Consider the following 22131-nt stretch of genomic DNA (forward strand, 5'->3'; position numbering starts at 1 on the left):
GTGGTGCGCTCAGTCCATGGAGCGGCCGCGGTTGCGCGGGCGGGCGGCCACCCATGCCCGGACCGTGTCGGCGTACCAGTAGGGCTTGCCGCTCTCGACGTGGTCCGGCGGGGGCAGCAGACCGTGCTTGCGGTACGAGCGCACGGTGTCGGGCTGCACGCGGATGTGCGCGGCGATCTCCTTGTACGACCAGAGCCTGCGGTCGGCCATGGGTGGCTCCTTCCCTGGCGGGTGTCGCCCGGCGGCTCGGGGGTGGCCGCCGGTGATCACTCACCTTGTGCCCGGAGAACGACGGGCGCGGAGCTGAAGGGAGGGGCTGTGGGACGCCTGTGACGCAGAACCCGCGTAGGGCGGACAAGCGTGACAGTAGAGGGGCGTTTGTGACGTGAATGATGCAAAGGGGGCGCTGTGACGGCGCATGCACCGGCGCGCAGCGGGGAGGAGCGGGCGTGGTGCGCGGCAGCCGGGAAGGGGCGGCGGGCGAGCGGCGGGCCGGGTCCGACCCCGGCTCGCGGCCCATGTCCGAGCAGGGGGCACCCCCGTACACCGGACCCGGCCCGCCGTTCCCCGCATCCCCCGGCCAACTGGCCCGAAGGGACAAGAGTGCCTCAGCGGTGACCGGTGGTCTTGGACAAAGACGAACCACCGGCGCGCGGTCCGTGCCGCAGGACCAGGCTCGTCGCCTCCCCGGTGAGCCGGTCGGTGGCCGGCGGGCCGCCCGCGTCGACGTGGACGCCGCGGGCGAGGAAGAACTCGCGCGGGGTGCAGCCGGTCATCGCCTTGAACTCGCCGCTCAGATGGGCCTGGTCGTAGTAGCCGCAGGCCGCCGCGGTCTCGACCTGGCTGGACCCGGCGCAGAGCAGTCGCCGGGCGCGCTGCAGCCGCAGCACCCGCGCCGCGGCCTTCGGGGTGAGGCCGATCTGCTCCCTGAACCGGTTCTCCAAGTGCCGTACGCTCCAGCCGACCTGACCGGCTATCCGGCTCACCGGGGTGGCGCCGCCGCTGTGCGCGAGCGCGTACCAGGCGTGCACGGTGCCGCCCGCGGGGCGCGGCCCCGAGCGCAGCCAGCGGCCCAGCGTCTGGTCGAGCAGCCCGAAGCGGGCCCGCCAGGACGACAACTGACCTATCTCGTAGGCGAGTTCGTCCACGGCGCCGTCGGGGAGCGCTCCCATGGTGTCCGGGTCCACCCGCCAGCCGGACAGCTCGTGCAGCGGCGTACCGAACATCGTGAACGCGGCCCACGGGGTGAGCAGCACCTCCACCCCCGACACCCGCCCGTCGTGCTCGCCGAGGACCGGAAGGGTCGTCAGGCCGGACAGGACCGACGAGAACTCGATCGTGCGCAGTCCGTCCGGCCGCGCCGCGCCCGCCTCCCGCTCGCCGCCGACGCCGACCCAGCCGCCGGTCGCCTCGGTGACCCGGACCGTGCCCTCGAACCCCAGCATCAGCGTCACCGCGCCGATCGGCGCCTCCAGGCGGGCGCGCGGCCCGGGGAAGGCGAGCCGGAAGCCGCGGTAGCCGATGACGCCGGGGCGCAGGCTCGCGTGCGGGCGGGCCGTCGCGGTCTCCCAGGTGTCGTCGGGGCTGCGCACGGGTCGGACGGCGGGGCGCGCGGGACTCGGGGCGCGCGAGGCACGAGAGCTCATCCGCCGATAGTGCTACACGCCGCAGGACCTCAGGTAGCCCCTGGTGCGCCGGGCGATCGGCAGTGGCCGGTCCGGATCGCACGGATACATGTCCTGCTCGACGATCGCGAAGAGGTCGACGTCGAGACGTGCGGCCGCCGCGAGCACCGGTTCCAACTCCGGTACACCCCGCGGAGGTTCGCACATCACGCCCTGGGTGACGGCCGGCCCGAAGGGGGTGCCCTGCGCGCGGACGTCGGCGAGGACGGCCGGATCGACCTGCTTGAGATGCAGATAGCCGATGCGCTCCCCGTACGTCTCGATCAGCTTGACGCTGTCGCCGCCGCAGTACGCGTAGTGCCCCGTGTCCAGGCACAGCGATACGAGGTCGGGGTCGGTGGCGTCGAGGAAGCGGGTGACGTTCTCCTCGGTGTCGATGTGGGTGTCGGCGTGCGGGTGGACGGCGATCCGCAGCCCGTACCGGTCGCCGACCTCCCGTGCGAGCCGCTCGGTCTGGGCGGCGAGATGCCCCCACTGCTCGGCGGTGAGGCTGGAGTCCTCGATCACCTGCCCGGTCTTGTCGTCGCGCCAGAACGACGGGATGACGACGAGATGCCGGGCGCCCATGGCCTGGGTGAGCGCGGCGATCGACGCCACGTGCTCCCAGGTCTTCTCCCACACGGCGGGGCCGTGGTGCAGCCCCGTGAAGACCGTCCCGGCGGACACCTTCAGCCCGCGCCGCCCGGTCTCCTCGGCGAGCGTGCGCGGATCGCTCGGCAGATATCCGTACGGGCCCAGCTCGATCCACTCGTAACCGGCCTCGGCGACCTCGTCGAGGAAGCGCTGCCAGGGGACTTGGCGCGGATCGTCGGGGAACCAGACACCCCAGGAGTCGGGCGCCGAACCGACGCGGATGCGCTGGGGGCGGGATGTCGGGCTTGTCGGGGTCGCCATGGGGCCAGCCTTGGACGCGCCGGAGGGAGTGTCAAGTGTTCGTCCGAATGTAAGGACAAAATGTTGACAGGGGGGAGAGGCACGACTAGACCGGTGCTACCGACAGCCCGGTGCCACCGACCACCGTCGAAGGGACCCTGCATGGCCCGCACGGAGTTCGACCTGATCACGATGGGGCGGATCGGGGTCGACCTGTATCCGTTGCAGGCGGGCGTGGGTCTCGCGGACGTGTCGTCGTTCGGCAAGTTCCTCGGCGGTTCCTCGACGAACGTCGCGGTGGCGGCTGCGCGGCTCGGGCTGCGCGCGGCCACGATCAGCCGGACCGGGCGCGATCCCTTCGGTGACTATCTCCGGTCTCAGCTGCGGGAGTTCGGGGTCGACGAGCGCTGGGTGACGCCGGTCGATGGGCTGCCCACCCCCGTCACCTTCTGCGAGATCTTCCCGCCGGACGACTTCCCGCTCTACTTCTACCGGCGGCCCTCCGCGCCGGACCTCCAGATCGCGGCCGACGACCTCGACGTCGACGCGATCGGCGCCGCCCGGATCTTCTGGATGACCGGTACGGGCCTGAGCGCCGACCCCAGCCGGGAGGCCACCCTCGCGGCCCTTGCCCACCGGGCGCGCGACGGGCACACCGTGTTCGACCTCGACTGGCGGCCGATGTTCTGGTCCGAGCCGGAGGCCGCGCGGCCCTTCTACCGGGAGGCGCTGCGGTACGCGACGGTCGCCGTCGGCAATGTCGACGAGGTCGAGATCGCGACCGGCGAACGCGAACCGCTGGCCGCGGCACGGGCGTTGCTCTCGTACGGGGTGCGCCTCGCCGTGGTCAAGCAGGGTCCGCGCGGCGTCCTGGCGATGACCTCCGACGGCCGGTCCGCCGAGGTTCCTCCCCTCCCTGTGGAGGTCCTCAACGGTCTCGGTGCCGGGGACGCGTTCGGCGGCGCCCTGTGCCGTGGCCTGCTGGCCGGCTGGGACCTGGACCGCATGATGCGGTACGCGAACGCGGCCGGCGCGATTGTGGCATCGCGCCTCGAGTGCTCGTCGGCGATGCCGCGCCCGGAGGAGGTGGAGGCCGCCATTGCCGCGGGGCGGGTCCTGTCCGTTTCCGCCCGCGGCCCGGTGGCCGCTTCTCGCGCAGTTCCCCGCGCCCCTGACGGGGCGGTTCCCGCCGACGTCGGCTGCGGGCCGTCGGTGGCTGGTCGCGCAGTTCCCCGCGCCCCTGACGGGGCACTCGACGACGGCGAGTCGCCACATCAAGCCCCTCCGCCGCGTGGCGACGGCGCTTCGCAAAGTCAAGTCCCTCCGGCGCTCGACGACGGCGCCCCTCCACCTCAATCTCCTCCGGCAGCCGACGACGGCGCCCCGCCACCTCAACCCCCTCCGGCAGCCGACGACGGCGATGCGCCACATCAAGCCCCTCCGGCGATTGAGGAGCGGGGGCCGGGGCGGAGCCCCGGGGCTGGGGGCGCGGGGGCCCGTGCCAACGACCCCCGCACACTGGCGCGGCTCAGGGCCGAGCACCCCGAGGCGATCCAGGAGGCGGCAACCACAAGGACCCGCCGCCCACTCCTCCCCGCACCGAACACCCGCCTAATGATCATCGCCGCCGACCACCCGGCCCGCGGAGCCCTCGGCGCAGGTGACCGGACCCACGCCATGGCCGACCGCACGGACCTCCTGGAACGGCTCCAGCTGGCCCTGTCCCGCCCCGGCGTGGACGGCGTCCTCGCCTCCGCCGACGTCCTGGACGACCTCCTCCTCCTCGGCGCCCTGGAGAACAAGGTCGTCATCGGCTCCATGAACCGCGGCGGACTCGCCGGCGCCGCCTTCGAACTCGACGACCGGTTCACGGGCCACCGCCCCGAGGACCTGCACCGGCTCCGCTTCGACGCGGGCAAACTCCTCCTGCGGATCGGCTACGACGAACCCGGCGACGGCTCCGTACGGACCATCGAGGCAGCCGCCCGCGCCGTCGACGCGATGGCCGAGCGCCGCCTCCCCGTGTTCATCGAACCGTTCGTCTCCCACCGCGACCCCGCCACCGGCGCCCTGCGCAACGACCTGCGCGCCGACGCCGTCACCCGCTCCATCGCCGTCGCCTCCGGACTCGGCGGCACCTCCGCCTACACCTGGCTCAAGGTCCCCGTCGTCGACGACCCCGACACCATGGCCCGCGTCATGGAGACGTCCACCCTCCCGGCGGTGCTGCTCGGCGGCGACATCAAGGACGGCGACCAGGACGCCACGTACGAGAAGTGGCGCACGGCGCTCCAACTCCCCACGGTGCAGGGCCTGGTGGTGGGCCGCTCGCTGCTGTACCCGCCGGACGGCGACGTCGCGGCGGCGGTCGATACCGCCGTCGGCCTGTTGTAGAGAGGAGAGTGACGGGATGACCTACCTCCCCAGGGGCAGCGCCGCCGACGGCCCGTACGCCCTGCACGTGGACCCCGACCACATCCCGGGCAAGGCGCCCTGGTCCCGCGCGGGCCTGCGCATCGTCGAACTGGAGCCCGGGCAGCGGCACGCCTTCGACACCGGCGAAAGTGAATGGATCGTGCTGCCCCTGTCCGGCGCTTGCTCCGTGCACACCCCGGAGCGGATCATCGAACTGCGCGGCAGGGAAAGCGTGTTCAGCGGCGCGAGCGACTTCGCGTACGTACCGCGCGACACCCGCGCAGAGATCGCCTCCGGTGCGGGAGGCCGCTTCGCCCTGGCAGGAGCGAAGTGCGGACGACGACTCCCCGTCCGCTACGGCCCCGCGCCGGAGGTTCCCGTCGAGGACCGGGGCAGCGGCACCAGCGCCCGCCAGGTCCGCAACTTCGCCGCCGCCCACACCTTCGACTGCGACCAGCTCATCGCCGTGGAAGTGATCACGCCGGGCGGCAACTGGTCCTCGTACCCGCCCCACAAGCACGACGAGCACCGCCCGGGCGAGGAGTCGGAGCTGGAGGAGATCTACTACTTCGAGATCGAGGGCCCGCACGGCTACGGCTACCACCGCGTGTCACCGTCGCGCCCCGGCGGCACCGACCTGCTCGCCGAGGTCCGCACGGGGGACGCCGTGCTGGTCCCCGACGGCTGGCACGGCCCGTCGGTCGCCCAGCCGGGGCACACCATGTACTACCTGAATGTGATGGCCGGGCCGGGGGAGGAGCGGGAGTGGAGGATCTGCTTCCACCCCGACCACGTGACGGAGGGATACCGATGACCGAGCCGAGGACTCCGGCCACGCAGGCGACTGCGACGACGCGGCTCACGACCGCGCAGGCCCTCGTCCGCTTCCTGTCCCGCCAGTACACCGAGCGCGACGGCACGAGGCAGCGCCTGATCACCGGCACCTGGGGCATCTTCGGGCACGGCAACGTGGCGGGGATCGGCCAGGCGCTGCTCCAGTACGTCGACGACATGCCGTTCCACCAGGGCCGCAACGAGCAGGCGATGGTGCACGCGGCGGTCGGCTACGCGCGCCAGCGCGACCGGCTCTCGGCGCACGCGGTCACCACCTCCATCGGCCCCGGCGCCACCAACCTCGTCACCGGCGCCGCCCTCGCCACCGTCAACCACCTCCCCGTGCTCCTCCTCCCCGGCGACGTGTTCGCGGCCCGCCCCGCCGACCCGGTGCTCCAGCAGCTCGAAGTCCCGTACGCGGGTGACGTGTCGGTCAACGACTGTCTGCGTCCGGTGTCGAAGTACTTCGACCGGATCACCCGCCCCGAGCAGCTGATCCCGGCCGCGCTCCAGGCGATGCGGGTCCTGGCCGACCCCGTCGACACGGGCGCCGTCACCCTCGCCCTGCCGCAGGACGTCCAGGCGGAGGCGTACGACTGGCCGGACGACTTCTTCGCCGAGCGCGTCTGGACGATCCGCCGCCCCGCCCCCGACACCGCCGAACTGGCCGCCGCCGTCAGCGCGTTGAAGGAGGCCGAGCGGCCGCTGATCGTCGCGGGCGGCGGCGTGCACCACAGCGGCGCCGAGGACGCCCTGGCCGCCTTCGCCGAGGCGACCCGCATCCCGGTCGCGTCCACCCAGGCGGGCAAGGGCGCGCTCCGCCACGACCACCCCGCCGACGTCGGCGGCATCGGCCACACAGGCACCGCGACCGCGAACGAGCTGGCCCGCACCGCCGACCTGGTCCTCGGCATCGGCACCCGCTACACGGACTTCACGACCGCGTCGGCCACCCTCTTCGCCCACCCGGACGTCCGCTTCCTGAACCTGAACATCGCCGCCTTCGACGCGCACAAGCTGGCCGCGCTGCCCCTGGTCGCCGACGCCCGCGAGGGCCTGACCGCGCTCCACCGGGCCCTCGGCAAGACCTTCCGCGCCGCGCCGGCCCAGGTCGCCGAGTACACGGAGGACAAGGAGCGCTGGGAGTACCGCGTCGACGCCTGCTACACCGCCGACGACGACCTCGTACGTCCGACCCAGACCCAAGTCCTCGGCGTGCTCGACGAGTTGGTGACCGGCGACGACATCCTCATCAACGCCGCCGGTTCCCTCCCCGGCGATCTGCACAAGCTCTGGCGCACCCGCTCCCGCGACCAGTACCACGTCGAGTACGGCTACTCCTGCATGGGCTACGAGATCCCGGCCGCCCTCGGCGTCGCCCTCGCCGCGCCCGGCCGCCCGGTGTGGGCGCTGGTCGGCGACGGCACGTATCTGATGATGCCGACGGAGATCGTCACCGCGGTGCAGGAGAACATCCCGGTCAAGGTCGTCATCCTCCAGAACCACGGGTACGCGTCGATCGGCGGTCTCTCCGCGTCCGTCGGCGCGGAGAGCTTCGGTACCCAGTACCGCTACCCGGGCGACCAGGGGCCGTACTCCGGGGCCCCGCTCCCCGTCGACCTCGCCGCCAACGCGGCCAGCCTCGGCATGGACGTACACCGGGCGAAGACGGTCAGGGACCTGCGCGAGGCGCTCGCCGCGGCCCGTGCGGCGACCCGGCCCACATGTGTCTACGTCGAGACCGAAACGGCAGACACAGTGTCGGGCCCGCCTCCCGCGCAGGCGTGGTGGGATGTGCCCGTGGCCGAGACGGCCGACCGCCCGTCGACCGTCAAGGCCCGCGAGGAGTACGACCGGCACGTCACCGCTCGACGCCGCCACCTCTGAGACACCACAGGAGTCGCCCCATGTCTGACAGCGTTGCCAAGTCCGTCCACCACTGGATCGGCGGCAAGTCCGTCGAGGGCGTGTCCGGTAACCACGGTCCGGTCACCGACCCGGCGACGGGCGCCGTGACGACCCGGGTCGACTTCGCCTCGGTCGACGAGGTGGACGCGGCGGTCGCGGCCGCCAAGGCGGCCTACGCGACCTGGGGCCAGTCCTCGCTGGCCAAGCGCACGGAGATCCTGTTCCGCTTCCGCGCGCTGCTCGACGCCAACCGCGACGCGATCGCCGAGCTGATCACCGCCGAGCACGGCAAGGTGCACTCGGACGCGCTCGGCGAGGTGGCCCGCGGCCTGGAGATCGTCGACCTGGCCTGCGGCATCAACGTCCAGCTGAAGGGCGAGCTGTCGATGCAGGTCGCCAGCCGCGTCGACGTCTCCTCGATCCGCCAGCCGCTCGGCGTGGTGGCGGGCATCACGCCGTTCAACTTCCCGGCGATGGTCCCGATGTGGATGTTCCCCATCGCCATCGCGTGCGGCAACACCTTCGTCCTGAAGCCGTCGGAGAAGGACCCGTCCGCCGCCGTCAAGATCGCCGAGCTGCTCGCCGAGGCCGGTCTGCCCGACGGTGTCTTCAACGTCCTGCACGGCGACAAGGTGGCCGTCGACCGCCTCCTGGAGCACCCGGACGTCGCGGCCGTCTCCTTCGTCGGCTCGACCCCGATCGCCCGCCACATCCACCGCACCGCCTCGGCCAACGGCAAGCGCGTCCAGGCGCTCGGCGGCGCCAAGAACCACATGCTGGTGCTGCCCGACGCCGACCTGGACGCCGCCGCCGACGCCGCCGTCTCGGCCGCGTACGGCTCGGCGGGCGAGCGCTGCATGGCGATCTCCGCGGTCGTCGCGGTCGGCTCGATCGGTGACGAGCTGGTCGCCAAGATCAAGGACCGCGCCGAGAAGATCAAGATCGGCCCCGGCAACGACCCGGAGTCCGAGATGGGCCCGCTCATCACGGCCGCCCACCGCGACAAGGTGGCGTCCTACGTGAAGGGCGCCGCGGCCGAGGGCTGCGAGGTCGTCCTCGACGGCTCCGAGCACACCGTGCCCGGCTTCGAGAACGGTCACTGGGTCGGCCTGAGCCTCCTGGACCGCGTCCCGACGTCCGCGAAGGCGTACCAGGACGAGATCTTCGGCCCGGTGCTGTGCGTGCTGCGCGTCGACACCTACGAGGAGGGCGTGGCGCTGATGAACGCGTCCCCCTTCGGCAACGGCACCGCGATCTTCACCCGTGACGGCGGCGCCGCCCGCCGCTTCCAGCTGGAGATCGAGGCGGGCATGGTCGGCGTCAACGTCCCGATCCCGGTCCCCGTCGGCTACCACTCCTTCGGCGGCTGGAAGGACAGCCTCTTCGGCGACCACCACATCTACGGCAACGACGGCACGCACTTCTACACCCGCGGCAAGGTCGTCACCACCCGCTGGCCGGACCCGTCCGACGCCCCGGCGGGCGTCGACCTGGGCTTCCCGCGCAACCACTGAGCCGCAGAGCCCGTACACGTACGAAGGCGCCCCGCCCGTCACGGTGACGGCCGGGGCGCCTTCCCGCGGTCCGGGCGTCACTGCCCCAGCGACTGGCCCCGCTGCTTCTTGACCTCGTCGGTCAGGTCGCCCGTGTCGGAGGCGGGCGGCGCGGTGATCGGCTTGGCGGCGCCGAACTTCAGGAAGTCCATCGTCACGTCCATGCCGCCGCCCTGCTGCTTCATGCGCACCGGCAGGTCGTCGCCGTCGACCCAGACGTCGTACGTGAGCCGCCCGCCGCCGGCGGCGAGGGACTTCAGCGCGGCCTTCTTCTCCGCGGCGCTGAACTTGGAGCTGCTGTTGACCTGGTCCGCGCCGATGCTGCCCCGGTAGTGGACGGCCTTCTTGCCGCGGACGCTCTCCTCGCCGACCTCCTTCACGTTCTTGGAGGCGCCGATGTAGCGCAGGCCGGCGGTCGGGTCGGCGTTGTCCGCGATGTTGTCCGCGCCCGCCTCGCCCATCACGGCGGAGACGTCGATGCGCATCCAGTGCTTGCCCTTGAGCGGGCCGCTCGGCTGCGGGTCGATCTCGTAGAAGTAGGCGCCGTCGACCATCTTGACCTGCATGGTCGGGTCGTCCTGGAGGGTCGACATCTTGGCGTTCGCGGTGTCCATCTCGACGTCCATCGCGGCGCCGTCGCCCCACGAGTACGTGCCGTTCATGGCGACGGGCCTGCCGCCGGCCGCGGTCAGGACGGTCGTCGTCTCGACCTCGGCCGAGCCGAGCCCGGACGCCTTGTCGGAGGCGCGGGTCAGCGCCGCCATGACCGAACCGGCGTGGCCGACGGCGTCGGCGGTCTTCTTGGCCGTGTCCGCGCTGCACGCCGTCGTCGCGGTCAGCGCGGCGACGGTGATGCCCGCCCAGGCCACGGTCCTCAGGTGCTTCATCTGCTCTGTCCCCGCCCCTTGTGATGCTGCGTACTGCCTGTGCGTCTTCTGTGAGCTCGTGCGGGGCGGACTGTAGCGGGGGAGGGGCCACCGCCACACCTCAAGAGACAAATGCGGCAATCAGGGCCCGTCGGGTGTCCGGACTTCGGACAAGTTCCGAAGAACTTCGGGCGGTCCGCTGCGGTTCCCGAACAGAGGGGATGAATCGGGCGTCGGAGGCCTGTGGACGCTCAACCCTTCGATAGCAAGGTCATCGGTCCACATCGCCACATGGAAAGCGGCGGACTTTGCGAACAGGTAAAGAAGTGCGGGCGGTTGGCGCAGGGGGTGCGTACGGAATCCGTAGGGAAACGGCCGTTGACGTTCCGGTTATCGACGATGTTCGATAACGCGCCGGGAGCGACGCACCACCCCATCCCCACCAGCCTGTCCAGCCTTCGGAGGCGATAGCGCTCCCGCCCGAACCCGCTGCCGTACGAGTCGATCGGAACCGCTCCATGACCGACACGCTTCGCCCGACCGCCGTCCCCGCGGCCGCGCCGGAACCCGGTGCGTCCCCCCAGAAGCTCAAGCGTTCCATCGGCGTCGTCGGCGGCACCCTGCTCACGCTGTCGTGCGTGACGCCCGCCTCCACGCTCTTCGTCGTCGTCCCCGACCTCTTCGGCGACCTCGGCACCGCGACGGCCCTCACCATCGCCATCGGCTCGCTGCTCTGTATCGGCGTGGCGTTCTGCTACTCGGAGCTGGGCACCCTCATCCCCAGCGCGGGCGGCGAGTACGCCATGGTCTCCACGCTCGCGGGACGCCTCGCCGGCTGGCTGGTCTTCGTCCTGTCGCTGCTCGTCGTGGTGATCGTGCCGCCGGTCATCGCGATGGGCACGGCCGACTACCTCGCCCCGCTCGTGCACCTCGACCCGTCGATCGCGGGCGCCGGGGTGATGCTGCTCGCGACCCTCGCCGGTCTCCTCGACCTGCGCGCCAACGCGTGGATCACCGGTGTCTTCCTCGTCCTGGAGGTCATCGCGGCGGCCGTCGTCGCGGTCCTCGGCTTCTCCCATGCGCAGCGCGGCGCGGGTTCGCTGGTCTCCATGCAGGTGGCGGGCGCCCACGGCCACACGGACACGGTGACGGCGATGCTCGTCGTCTCCGGCCTCGCGATCGCCCTCTTCGTCACCCAGGGCTTCTCCACGGCGGTCTACCTCTCCGAGGAACTGGAGAACCCCCGCACGTCCGTCTCCCGCACGGTCCTCGCGACCCTCGCCATCTCCACGGTGATCATCCTCGTCCCGGTCGCGGCCATCACGATGGGCGCACCCGACCTGGCGGCGCTCACCTCGGGCGACATCGGCGGCATGGTCGAGGCGTGGTCGAACTCGGCCGTCGGCACCTTCGTCTCCCTCTGCGTCGCCCTCGCGATCATCAACGCGGGCATCGTCATGGTCATCCAGAACTCCCGCGTCCTGTTCGCCTCGGCCCGCGACAAGGCCTGGCCGGGACCGGTCAACCGGGGCCTGTCGAAGCTCGGCCGGTTCGGCTCCCCGTGGGTCGCCACGCTCGTCGTGGGCGTCCCCGGCGCGGCCCTCTGCTTCGTCAACCTGGACACCCTGTACGGCGTGACCGGCGTCTCCGTCACCGGCATGTACATCCTCGTGGCGGTCGCCGCCCTCCTCGCCCGCCGCGGCACGCACGGCGAACGGTCCGCGTGGCGCATGCCGCTGTGGCCCGCGATCCCGGTGCTCCTGATCGCGGTGCTCGCGTACGTCCTGAGCCAGCAGGAGGTCTCCTACCTGCTGTGGACGGGCGGCATCACGGCGGCCGCAACCCTCTACTGGGCCCTGTACCTCCGCCCGCACCCGGAGACCCGCTGGGTGATCTCGGTACCGGACGACTCAAGCCCCGATTCAAGCCTCTCCGGCGATTGAGGAGCGGGGCCCGGGGCGGAGCCCCGCAACGGTCACCACAACTGGGCCGTCTCGACCGGGAGACCGGTGACCAACGACCGATTACCCGCAACCCCGACGGCCAGCGCAAGGGCCCCGTCGCGCGCGGTCGCCCCCTTCCCGGCAGCGGGCGCGACCCCCGCATCGGACCCGTCCCCGACCGCCCCGAACAACTCCTTGAGCATCCGCAGATCACCCCCGCCATGAGCCCCGGCAGCGGACTCGTACGAGACCGACCGCGGCGCCTCCCACAACGGCCGCAGCAGGATCGACGTACGCCCGGGCCGGTCCATGACGACCCCGCCGTGCGCCCCGCCACCGCCGGAGGCGACCCGCGGGGCCTGCCAGGTGTTCTCCTCGACCTCCAGCTCCAGACGGCCCGCCGTGCCGTTGAACATGACGCGGTAGCCCTCCCAGGGCGAGTAGGCCGTCAGGTGGTACGACATCGTCGCCCCGGAGTCGTACCGGACGAGCAGGGCGAGATCGTCCTCCACGTCGATGCCGTCACCGAAGACGTTGCGGTCCCGGATGTACGGGTCGCCGGCCGCCTCCGCGTCGAGGTACAGGGAGCTGAGGTCCGGGTCGTCGGCCAGCCGGATCGCGTACGGGTCCGTGGCCGACTCGGGGGAGCCGTGGGCGCGGACGTAGTCGCGGCGCAGGCCGGTACGGGTCCCGTTGTCACGGCCGTAGAAGACGAGGCCGCCCTCCGCGTGCACCCGGGCGGGGGCCGCGCCGAGCCACCAGTTCACGAGGTCGAAGTGGTGGCCCGACTTGTGCACGAGCAGGCCGCCGCTGTGCCGCTTCTCACGGTGCCAGCGGCGGAAGTAGTCGGCGCCGTGCCGCACGTCGAGCAGCCACTCGAAGTGGACGGAGCGGATCTCGCCGATCGCGCCGTCGTGCAGCAGCTGCCAGACCTTCTCGTGGGCCGGGTTGTAGCGGTAGTTGAAGCCGACGGAGAGTTCGCCGCCGGTGCGCTCGACCGTGTCGAGGATCGACCGGCACTTCTCGGCGTCCGTCGTCAGCGGCTTCTCGGTGACGACACGACAGCCCGCCTCCAGGGCGGTGTTGATGTACGTGTGGTGGGTCGCGTCGACGGTGGTGACCACGACCTCGTCGATACGGTGCCGGCGCAGCGCCTGCGCGAAGTCGTCGGGGGCGCACGCGGTCGCCCGGGGTCTGCCGAGGGAGGCCAGGAGCCGGTTGTGGTGGGCGATCCGGCCGGGGCTCGGGTCCGCGAGGAGGGCGATGTCGTAGTGGGCGCGGGCGCCCAGGGCCTTGGTGTACATCTGGGCGCGGTGGCCGGTGCCGATGATCGCGGCGCGCTTCTGGGCCGGGGACGGGGTCGACGAGGTCATGGTCGGTTCCTCGGGCTGCCGGGGCTGCTGCGGGTGATCTCGGGGTGGGACTTTGGCATGCGCTCGCAGTGGCGTCAACGGTTCGCGCAAGCGCTTGCTGTCCGGCCGCCCCGCGCCCTCGCCCTCTGCCGATTCCCTTCACACGGTGCCCCCTTGAGGCGACTCCGCGAGCGCTCGCGGGGTTATCGGGCGAGGTGTGTGAAGTCCCACGCGATCACCTGGCACGCGTCCTCTTGGGCGCCGCCCGCGCTGCGGTACGTGGCGAGTGCCGCGTCGTTGTCGAGGTCCACGCCGACCCACATTCCGTAGCAGCCGAGGCCGGCGGCCAGGTCCGCGAGCGTGCGGACCAGGGCACGGGCGATGCCGCGCCGCCGGTACGCCTCGGCGACCGCGAGTTCGTAGAGGAACATCTCGCGGCCCTTGTCGGGGTGGACGGTCTCGACACCGCTGACGAAACCGGCGGGCTCGCCGTCCACGTGCGCGAGGTAGAGATGGTGGCCGGGGGCCGCGAGGAAGTCCGCGGCCCATTCCTCGCGCGGCGGAGCGTCGAACAGGACGGCCGCGGAGTGCAGTTGGGCGGTCGAGGTGGCTCGGACGATGCGCATCGTCGAGTCGTAGCACGACGGGGTGCGCGGGGCGGGGCGCGCCGCGAGCGCGAGGTGTCCGGTTTCGGTGCGTGCGAGGCCGGGCAGGCGGGGCGGAGCCCTCTCGTACCGCGTCCGTGGTAGGCGAGCGGCACGCCGTAATACCCGGGGATGGCATCCGGCTCCGACCGGGGGCGGCGGTAACTGTCAGTGGTGACCCCTACCGTTGAGGCATGGATCTACGAGTGCGCGCATGGCGTGAGCGAGTACGCGGAAAGCCGCGGCGGTGGATCGCCGTCGCGGCCGCCCTTGTGGTGCTCGCGGGCGCCGGGACCTGGACGGCCGCGTCGGCGTCGTCGGGTTCGGCGCCCACGGTGCACCGGCAGGACCGGCTGATGGCCATGGGCGGCGGCGTCCGCGTCGACACGTCGTACTTCACGACGGGGCCCGCGAGCGAGCGGCGCCCCGCCGTGCTGCTCACGCACGGTTTCGGCGGCAGCAAGGCCGATGTGCGCGGCGAGGCGGAGAAGCTGGCCCGGCACGGGTACGCGGTGCTGACGTGGTCGGCGCGCGGCTTCGGGAGGTCCACGGGCAAGATCGGGCTGAACGACCCGAAGGGCGAGGTCGCCGACGTGTCGCGGCTGATCGACTGGCTGGCGAAGCGGCCCGAGGTGCAGCTCGACAAGGCCGGTGACCCGCGGGTCGGCATGACCGGCGCGTCGTACGGCGGCGCGGTGTCACTGCTCGCGGCCGCCTACGACAAGCGGGTCGACGCCATCGCACCGCAGATCACGTACTGGAGTCTCGCGGACGCCCTGTTCCCGGACGGGGTGTTCAAGAAGCTGTGGGCCGGAATCTTCTTCACCTCCGGCTCGGCGAACATCGGCTCGCGCACCAGCGAGGCGGGCCTGAAGTGCGGACGGTTCCAGCCGGAGCTGTGCGCCATGTACCAGCGGGTGGCCGTGGCCGGCGAGCCCGACGCGGCGGCCCGCAAGCTCCTGGAGGAGCGCAGCCCGTCCGCCGTCGGCGACCGCATCAAGGTGCCCACCCTGATCGCACAGGGCCAGACCGACTCGCTCTTCCCGCTCGGGCAGGCCGACGCCATGGCCCGCCAGATCAAGGCCAATGGCGCCCCGGTCGACGTGGACTGGCTGAACGGCGGGCACGACGGCGGAGACATGGAGATCGACCGGCTCTCCGGACGCGTGACGTCCTGGTTCGACCGGTATCTGAAGGACGACAAGAGCGCCGACACCGGCCCGGCGTTCCGCGTCACCCGCACCGGCGGCGTCGACTCCACCGACGGCGCGGCCACCCTGCGCGGCGCGAGCGGCGACCGGTATCCGGGGCTGCGCGGCGAGCGGCGGGTGGACGTGCCGCTCAAGTCCGGCACGGAGACGTTCCAGAATCCGCCGGGCGGCGGCCCGCCGTCGATCTCCTCGGTGCCCGGCCTCGGCTCACTGGCCTCCCTGTCGTCGCTCGGGATGGGCGTCTCGCTCGACTTCCCTGGGCAGTTCGCGCGCTTCGACTCGGCGCCGCTGGCCAAGTCGGTGCGCATCACCGGATCACCGACGGTCACGGCGCACGTGAAGTCCTCCACCGGCACGGCCGTCCTGTTCGCGAAGGTCTACGACGCCGGGCCCGGCGGCGCCCGCGAGGTGCTGCCGTCCCAGCTGGTCACGCCGGTCCGGGTGACGGGCGCGGGCGGTGACGGCAAGGACGTGAAGATCACGCTCCCGGCCATCGACCACCAGGTGCAGAAGGGCCACAAGCTGCGGCTCGTCCTGTCCGCGACGGACCTGGGCTTCGCGTCCCCGGACCAGCCCGCCACCTACCAGGTGTCCACGACCGGCGGCCTGAGCCTGCCGACCGCGCCCGACGTGCGGACCGCCGACACACCGCTGCCCTCGTGGGTGTGGTGGCTGCCGCTCGGCGCGGCCGTCGTCGCCGCGGGCCTGCTGCTCACCGCGCGCCGCCGGACGACGGCACCGGCGCCCGACCCGGCGCTGGCCGACGTCCCGCTCCAGATCACGGACCTCAGCAAGCGGTACGCGAAGTCCACGGACCGGTACGCCGTCCGTGACCTCTCCTTCCGCGTCGAGAAGGGCCAGGTCCTCGGCCTGCTCGGGCCGAACGGCGCGGGCAAGACGACGACCCTGCGCATGCTCATGGGCCTGATCGGTCCGGACGCGGGCGAGATCCGCGTCTTCGGACACGCGATCCGCCCGGGCGCCCCGGTGCTGTCCCGCGTGGGCGCCTTCGTCGAGGGCGCCGGATTCCTGCCGCACCTGTCCGGCCGGGAGAACCTGGAGCTGTACTGGCGGGCCACGGGCCGTCCGTCCGAGGACGCCCACCTGGAAGAGGCCCTGGAGATCGCCGGGCTCGGGGACGCCCTCGCCCGCGCGGTGCGCACGTACTCGCAGGGCATGCGGCAGCGGCTCGCCATCGCGCAGGCCATGCTCGGCCTGCCCGACCTGCTGATCCTGGACGAGCCGACCAACGGCCTGGACCCGCCGCAGATCCGCGAGATGCGCGAGGTGATGATCCGGTACGCGCGCGCCGGCCGCACCGTCATCGTCTCCAGCCACCTCCTCGCGGAGGTCGAGCAGTCCTGCACGCACCTCGTCGTCATGGACCGCGGCCGCCTGGTGCAGGCCGGGCCCGTCGACCGGATCATCGGCTCCGGGGACACGCTGCTGGTCGGCCTCGCCGGTGAGATCGGCGATCCGGTGATCGAGAAGGTGGCCGCGCTGACCGGGGTGGAGTCGGCGGTCCGCGCGGACGACGGCCTCCTGGTCCGACTGTCCCCGGCCCCGTCCGAGCCCCCCGGCGTGCCCGCGGCACGCTTGCTGGCCGAACTGGTCCGGCTCGACGTCCCGGTGAAGTCACTCGGCCCGCACCGCCGACTGGAGGACGCGTTCCTCACGCTGATCGGGGGTGCGCCGTGACGGGGCCGGCCCGGGGTCTGTCGGGTGCGGCTCCGGTGGGGGCTGGTCGCGCAGTTCCCCGCGCCCCTGAAGCATGCGCTGCGCGCAGCTTCCCCTATGGAGATCGCGCACGAAGTGCGCATCTCCAGGGGCGCGGGGAACTGCGCGAGCAACCACGACGAGAGCCGCACCCGACAACAAGGGCGAGCGCAGCTCGCTTTGAGGGGCGCGGGGAACTGCGCGAGAAGCCCCACCGGCCCGCAGACGACGTGCGAGTCACCCCACGGCCCGGAGGAAACCCATGACCACCATCAACCCCGAGGCCCCGGAACTCGCCGAAGGCTACCGCCCGCACCGCACCCTTCCCCTCCGGGTGGAACTGGCCCGGCAGATCAAGCGCCGCCGCACCCTGGCCATGGCAGCCGTACTCGTACTGCTGCCCTTCGTGCTGGCGATCGCGTTCGCCATCGGCGGTGACCCGGGCGGCAGGAGCGGCCGGGTGACGCTGATGGACACGGCCACCGCGTCGGGCGCCAACTTCGCGGCGACGAGCCTGTTCGTGTCCGCCGGGTTCCTGCTCGTCATCCCCGTGGCCCTGTTCTGCGGCGACACCATCGCCTCCGAGGCGAGCTGGTCCAGCCTGCGCTATCTGCTGGCCGCGCCGGTGCCCCGGGCCCGCCTGCTGTGGTCCAAGCTGACGGTCGCGCTGGGCCTCAGCCTCGCCGCGATCGTGCTGCTGCCCGTCGTCGCGCTCGCCGTCGGCACGGCCGCGTACGGCTGGGGGCCGCTGGAGATCCCGACCGGCGGCGCGCTGTCCACGGGCACGGCGGCCCAGCGGCTGCTCGTCGTGATCGCGTACATCTTCCTGTCCCAACTGGTCACGGCGGGGCTCGCGTTCTGGCTGTCGACCAAGACGGACAACCCGCTGGGCGCGGTCGGCGGCGCGGTGTTCCTGACCATCGTCGGCAATGTCCTCGACGCGGTGACGGCGCTCGGCCACTGGCGCGACTTCCTGCCCGCGCACTGGCAGTTCGCGTGGGCGGACGTGATCCAGCCGCAGCCGGAATGGAGCGGCATGATCCAGGGGACGTCGGTGTCGGTGGCGTACGCGGTGGTGCTGTTCGCGCTGGCCTTCCGCGGATTCGCACGGAAGGACGTGGTCTCGTAAGCGACCCGGCGTCTCGTGGCCCTGGTGCATGACCGGCCGGTCTCCGGAAGATCACCCACCGGTCACAACCACCCTCCCCCGTGACCGCTTTGAGGCCAAGGCGCAACCGCCCGGGACGAACACCGGGGCCGCCTCCCGCGTCACAGTCACAAGGTCGCCGGTACCACCGGCGTGTGACGAGGGGGAGGGCCACATGAGGACCGGACCGGACGGAACACGCGGGGCACGACGCCGCGCCGCGGCACTGCTCGCCGCGGCGCTCGCCGGCGGTCTGCTGCTGACGGGCTGCAGCGCGACGGACACGCCGGGCGGCTCCTCGGCCGACCGCAAGGCCCGAGGCGCCGACGGACCCGCCGCCTCCGCCGCCCCGGACGGCAGCGGCGACAGCGAAGACAGCGCTGAGAACAGCGACAAGAACGGCGGCAAGGACGGCCCGGTCGACTACCGCTCCACGTTCGCCCTCGACGTGGACACCGCCTCCTACGGCTACGCCCGCCGCACCCTCGCCGACGGACGCCTGCCCGACGCGGGTTCGGTGCGCCCGGAGGAGTTCGTCAACAGCTTCCGGCAGGGCTACCCGCGCCCCACGGGCAACGGCTTCTCGGTGACCGTCGACGGCGCCCGCACCGGTGACGACGGCTGGCGCCTGATGCGGGTCGGACTCGCCACGGCGCAGTCACCGGCGGACGGCGAACGGGCGCCCGCCACGCTGACGTTCGTGGTCGACATCTCCGGCTCGATGGGCCAGCCGGGCCGCCTCGACCTGGTCCGCAGCTCCCTGTCCCAGCTGACCGGCCGGCTCCGCGCCGACGACTCGATCGCCCTGGTCACCTTCAGCGGCGAGGCGAGGACGGTGCTTCCGATGACCCGCCTGGGCAGCAAGGGCGGCGCGGTCCGCGAGAAGGTCCAGGACGCCATCGACACCCTCGAAGCCACCGACTCCACCAACCTGGAGGCGGGCATCACCACCGGTTACGCCACCGCGGTGAAGGGCGCCAGGTCCGGGGCGACGAACCGCGTCGTCCTCCTCTCCGACGCCCTCGCCAACAGCGGTGAGACCGACGGGGACGCGATCCTCGACCGCATCTCCGACGCCCGCCGCGAGCACGGCATCACCCTCTTCGGTGTGGGTGTCGGCAGCGACTACGGCGACCAGCTGATGGAGGAACTCGCGGACAAGGGCGACGGCCACACCTCGTACGTGTCGTCGGAGGCCGAGGCCCGCAAGGTCTTCACCGAACAGCTGCCCGCCAACATCGAGTTGCGGGCTCGCGACGCCAAGGCGCAGGTCGCCTTCGACAAGGACACCGTTTCCGACTTCCGGCTCCTCGGCTACGACGACCGCCGCGTCGCCGACGACGACTTCCGGGACGACAGCGTCGACGGCGGTGAGGTCGGCCCCGGCCACACGGTGACGGCGCTGTACGCGGTGAAGCTCCGCGAGGGTGTGGAGTCCGGCCGGGTCGCGAAGGCCACGGTGCGCTGGCTCGACCCGGAGAGCCGGACGCCCAGGGAGGCCTCCGGCGACGTCGCCGTCCCGGCGCTGGGCGGGGACCTCTGGTCGGGGAAGACCTCGCCCCGCCTGCGGGTCGACGCCGTCGCCGCCTACTTCGCGCACCGCCTGGCCGAGGGCTCGAACGAGCCGTACCCGGGGGAGCCCTCGCTGAACGAACTCTCCCTCAAGATGGAGAAGTTGACCGCGGTCACCGAGGACCAGGACGTCGCCGCACTGGCAAACGCGGTACGCGACGCGGGCCGGCTCCGGGACGCAGAAGGCTGACCCGCACCATTGTGGACCGGTTGCCGGGCGCGCCTCGCGTCGTGGCTGATCGCGCAGTTCCCCGCGCCCCTTATCGGGCAGTCGTTCGTCCGCGGGCCGGTGGGGGCTGGTCGCGCAGTTCCCCGCGCCCCTGAGGCATGCGCTGCGCGCCGCCTCCCCCTGAGGCTGCGCTTCGCGCGCCTCTCCTGAGGGGCGGGGGCGCGCCTCCACCTGGGGCAGGTGGCGCGCCTCTGATGAGATGCCGCACGAAGTGCGCATCTCAGGGGCGCGGGGAACGGCGCGAGAAGCGGCCACCGGCCGTCAGCCGACCCGATAAGGGGCGCGGGGAACGGCGCGAGAAGCGGCCACCGGCCGTCAGCCGACCCGATAAGGGGCGCGGGGAACGGCGCGAGAAGCGGCCACTGTCCCGCACCTGACCGACGGCCCGATCAGGGGCGCGGGGAACGGCGCGACCAGCCCCCACCGGCCGTCAGCCGACATACAACCCAACAGGCCCAGACCGCGCCAAGGACGACATCAACGAATCTGCCGCCCCGAGATCGCCCGAGCGATCACCAGTCGCTGAATCTCACTGGTCCCCTCGAAGATCGTGTAGATCTTCGCGTCCCGATACATCCGCTCCACCGGATGCTCCCGGCTGTACCCGGCCCCGCCGAGCACCTGAATGGCCTTCTCGGTGGAGGCGACGGCCAGTTCACCGGCGCGGAGCTTCGACATCGAGCCCTGCCCGGCGTCGAAGACCTTGTCGTTGCGGGCCATCCACGACGCCTGCCAGATCAGCAGCCGGCACGCCTCGATCTCCGTACGGAGGTCGGCGAGGGCGAACGCGATCGCCTGGTTCTCGATGATGGGCCGGCCGAACGCGTGCCGGTCACCCGCGTACTCCAGCGCGTACTCGTACGCGGCGCGCGCGATGCCCAGCGCCTGCGCGCCGACCGTCGGCCGGCTGACCTCGAACGTCGACATCGCGGCCTGCCCCTTGGCCCGGCCGCCCTCGCGGGCCCGCGCGAGTCGCGCGTCCAGCTTCTCCTTGCCGCCGAGCAGGCAGTGCCCCGGAACCCGTACGTCGTCGAGGAAGACGTCCGCCGTGTGGGAGGCGCGCAGGCCCAGCTTCCGTATCTTCTTGGCGCCTTCGAGGCCGCGCGTGCCCGGCGGCACGATGAACGCCGCCTGCCCGCGCGAGCCCAGCTCCGGGTCGACGGAGGCGATGACCACATGCACGTTGGCGATGCCGCCGTTGGTGATCCAGGCCTTCTGGCCGCTGAGCACCCATTCGTCGCGCGCCTCGTCGTACCGGGCCCGCGTCCGCATCGCCGCCACGTCCGAACCGGCCTGCGGCTCGGACACGCAGAAGGCCGCCACCTTCGGGTCGTCCTCGTCGCCGAAGCACTGCGGCACCCACTCGGCCAGCTGGTCGGGCGTGCCGGACGAGAAGATCCCGGCCACGGCCAGCGACGTACCGAACAACGCCATGCCGATGCCCGCGTCGCCCCAGAACAGCTCCTCGTTGGCGATCTGGAGCGAGATGCCGCTCGGGTCGCCGAACAGCTCGGCGAGCGACTCGAACCCGTACAGGCCGATCTTCGCGGCCTCCTGGATCACCGGCCAGGGGGTCTCCTCGCGCTCGTCCCACTCGGCGGCGGCCGGGCGGACCACGTCCGCCGCGAAGCCGTGCACCCAGTCGCGCAAGTCCCGCTGCTCTTCGTCAAGTTCGAGAGAGAAAGCCATGACCGAACCCCGCCCCGCCCCTACGCCTTGGGAATGTCGAAGTAGCGGGTCAGGCCCGCCGCGAGCGCGACATCGCCCGCGATCTTCACCTTGCGCATCATGAACATCGTGACGGGGGAGGAGTTCCCGGACACCAGCTTGAGGAAGTCGGCGTCGCCCATCACCAGCGTCACGCGCGGATCGGCGTTCGAGCGGCCCTCGGTCACCGTGCACGTGCCGTTCGAGATGTTCGTCTCGTAGACCGCCTCGTCGGTGTCGTCCTGCCCGGTCACCTTCCAGCGGATCAGCGCTTCGAGGGAGCCCGCCACATCCGGCTTGAACTGCCGCTCCATGCGCGCGAACACCTCCTTGAGAACACGGGCGCGCAACGCTGCGTCCTGCGCGATCTCGTTGATCTCCTTCGCGGACAGGCCCTTCACGATCCGGGCGAACTCCTCGGGCGTCACGCTCGCGAAGTCGAGGGAGGCGATGTCGTCGGCACCACTCATGGACCC

At 72.1% G+C, this 22131-nt stretch carries 16 protein-coding genes and 1 pseudogene; 9 read left to right on the forward strand and 8 right to left on the reverse strand.

Annotated features, from left to right (window positions below; all coding sequences use genetic code 11):
• Window positions 1-9: 9 nt before the first annotated feature.
• The 3 genes from ACFVDP_RS37940 to ACFVDP_RS37950 form a co-directional block, all read right to left on the reverse strand.
• Window positions 10-210, reverse strand: coding sequence for a helix-turn-helix transcriptional regulator (locus ACFVDP_RS37940; protein ID WP_383500289.1), 201 nt, complete (start codon window positions 208-210; stop codon window positions 10-12).
• A 398-nt stretch (window positions 211-608) separates the two neighbouring features.
• Entirely contained in the window at window positions 609-1646 is a 1038-nt protein-coding gene (locus ACFVDP_RS37945) for a helix-turn-helix domain-containing protein (protein ID WP_383500292.1), read from the reverse strand.
• A gap of 12 nt (window positions 1647-1658) precedes the next feature.
• Window positions 1659-2579 (reverse strand): sugar phosphate isomerase/epimerase family protein, encoded by a 921-nt coding sequence (locus tag ACFVDP_RS37950; RefSeq protein WP_383500295.1) that lies wholly within the window; start codon window positions 2577-2579, stop codon window positions 1659-1661.
• A gap of 141 nt (window positions 2580-2720) precedes the next feature.
• Between ACFVDP_RS37950 and iolC the strand changes: the two are divergent.
• From iolC to mmsA, 5 genes and pseudogenes are all read left to right on the forward strand, one after another.
• A pseudogene (gene iolC / locus ACFVDP_RS37955) lies at window positions 2721-3677 on the forward strand (5-dehydro-2-deoxygluconokinase); the annotation flags it as partial.
• Between the two features lie 495 nt (window positions 3678-4172).
• Entirely contained in the window at window positions 4173-4952 is a 780-nt protein-coding gene (locus ACFVDP_RS37960; protein ID WP_383500459.1) for a deoxyribose-phosphate aldolase, read from the forward strand.
• Between the two features lie 16 nt (window positions 4953-4968).
• The gene (iolB, locus tag ACFVDP_RS37965) at window positions 4969-5787 is read left to right on the forward strand and encodes a 5-deoxy-glucuronate isomerase (RefSeq protein WP_383500298.1); all 819 of its coding nucleotides are present in this window, start codon (window positions 4969-4971) and stop codon (window positions 5785-5787) included.
• Entirely contained in the window at window positions 5784-7694 is a 1911-nt protein-coding gene (gene iolD / locus ACFVDP_RS37970; RefSeq protein WP_383500301.1) for a 3D-(3,5/4)-trihydroxycyclohexane-1,2-dione acylhydrolase (decyclizing), read from the forward strand. The genes iolB and iolD overlap by 4 nt, the downstream gene beginning before the upstream one ends.
• A gap of 20 nt (window positions 7695-7714) precedes the next feature.
• Complete coding sequence (gene mmsA / locus ACFVDP_RS37975; protein ID WP_383500304.1) at window positions 7715-9229, forward strand: CoA-acylating methylmalonate-semialdehyde dehydrogenase; 1515 nt, start codon at window positions 7715-7717, stop codon at window positions 9227-9229.
• A gap of 77 nt (window positions 9230-9306) precedes the next feature.
• Here the strand turns inward: mmsA and ACFVDP_RS37980 are convergent, their stop codons facing one another.
• Window positions 9307-10155: a hypothetical protein gene (locus ACFVDP_RS37980; protein ID WP_383500307.1), complete on the reverse strand. Its 849-nt coding sequence runs from the start codon at window positions 10153-10155 to the stop codon at window positions 9307-9309.
• 497 nt (window positions 10156-10652) lie between these two features.
• Here ACFVDP_RS37980 and ACFVDP_RS37985 point away from each other — a divergent pair, with 497 nt between their 5' ends.
• Window positions 10653-12077 (forward strand): APC family permease, encoded by a 1425-nt coding sequence (locus tag ACFVDP_RS37985; protein ID WP_383500310.1) that lies wholly within the window; start codon window positions 10653-10655, stop codon window positions 12075-12077.
• A 32-nt stretch (window positions 12078-12109) separates the two neighbouring features.
• Here the strand turns inward: ACFVDP_RS37985 and ACFVDP_RS37990 are convergent, their stop codons facing one another.
• Both ACFVDP_RS37990 and ACFVDP_RS37995 read right to left on the reverse strand, forming a co-directional pair.
• The gene (locus tag ACFVDP_RS37990) at window positions 12110-13450 is read right to left on the reverse strand and encodes a Gfo/Idh/MocA family oxidoreductase (RefSeq protein WP_383500313.1); all 1341 of its coding nucleotides are present in this window, start codon (window positions 13448-13450) and stop codon (window positions 12110-12112) included.
• Window positions 13451-13632: 182 nt separating this feature from the next.
• Entirely contained in the window at window positions 13633-14055 is a 423-nt protein-coding gene (locus ACFVDP_RS37995) for a GNAT family N-acetyltransferase (RefSeq protein ID WP_383500316.1), read from the reverse strand.
• Window positions 14056-14267: 212 nt separating this feature from the next.
• Here ACFVDP_RS37995 and ACFVDP_RS38000 point away from each other — a divergent pair, with 212 nt between their 5' ends.
• The 3 genes from ACFVDP_RS38000 to ACFVDP_RS38010 all read left to right on the forward strand — a co-directional run bounded on the left by ACFVDP_RS38000 (window position 14268) and on the right by ACFVDP_RS38010 (window position 19909).
• On the forward strand, window positions 14268-16982 hold the full coding sequence (locus tag ACFVDP_RS38000) for an alpha/beta fold hydrolase (RefSeq protein WP_383500319.1): 2715 nt from the start codon (window positions 14268-14270) through the stop codon (window positions 16980-16982).
• Window positions 16983-17262: 280 nt separating this feature from the next.
• Complete coding sequence (locus tag ACFVDP_RS38005) at window positions 17263-18129, forward strand: ABC transporter permease (protein ID WP_383500322.1); 867 nt, start codon at window positions 17263-17265, stop codon at window positions 18127-18129.
• A 193-nt stretch (window positions 18130-18322) separates the two neighbouring features.
• Window positions 18323-19909, forward strand: coding sequence for a von Willebrand factor type A domain-containing protein (locus ACFVDP_RS38010; RefSeq protein WP_383500325.1), 1587 nt, complete (start codon window positions 18323-18325; stop codon window positions 19907-19909).
• Window positions 19910-20425: 516 nt separating this feature from the next.
• Here the strand turns inward: ACFVDP_RS38010 and ACFVDP_RS38015 are convergent.
• Together ACFVDP_RS38015 and ACFVDP_RS38020 are read right to left on the reverse strand one after the other, a co-directional pair.
• The gene (locus ACFVDP_RS38015; protein ID WP_383500328.1) at window positions 20426-21637 is read right to left on the reverse strand and encodes an acyl-CoA dehydrogenase family protein; all 1212 of its coding nucleotides are present in this window, start codon (window positions 21635-21637) and stop codon (window positions 20426-20428) included.
• A gap of 20 nt (window positions 21638-21657) precedes the next feature.
• Window positions 21658-22125, reverse strand: a complete 468-nt coding sequence (locus ACFVDP_RS38020; protein WP_383500331.1) for an SCP2 sterol-binding domain-containing protein — start codon at window positions 22123-22125, stop codon at window positions 21658-21660.
• Window positions 22126-22131: the final 6 nt, after the last annotated feature.

Origin of the sequence: Streptomyces sp. NPDC057694 (assembly GCF_042799415.1) — a bacterium.
Classification (GTDB): Bacteria; Actinomycetota; Actinomycetes; order Streptomycetales; family Streptomycetaceae; genus Streptomyces.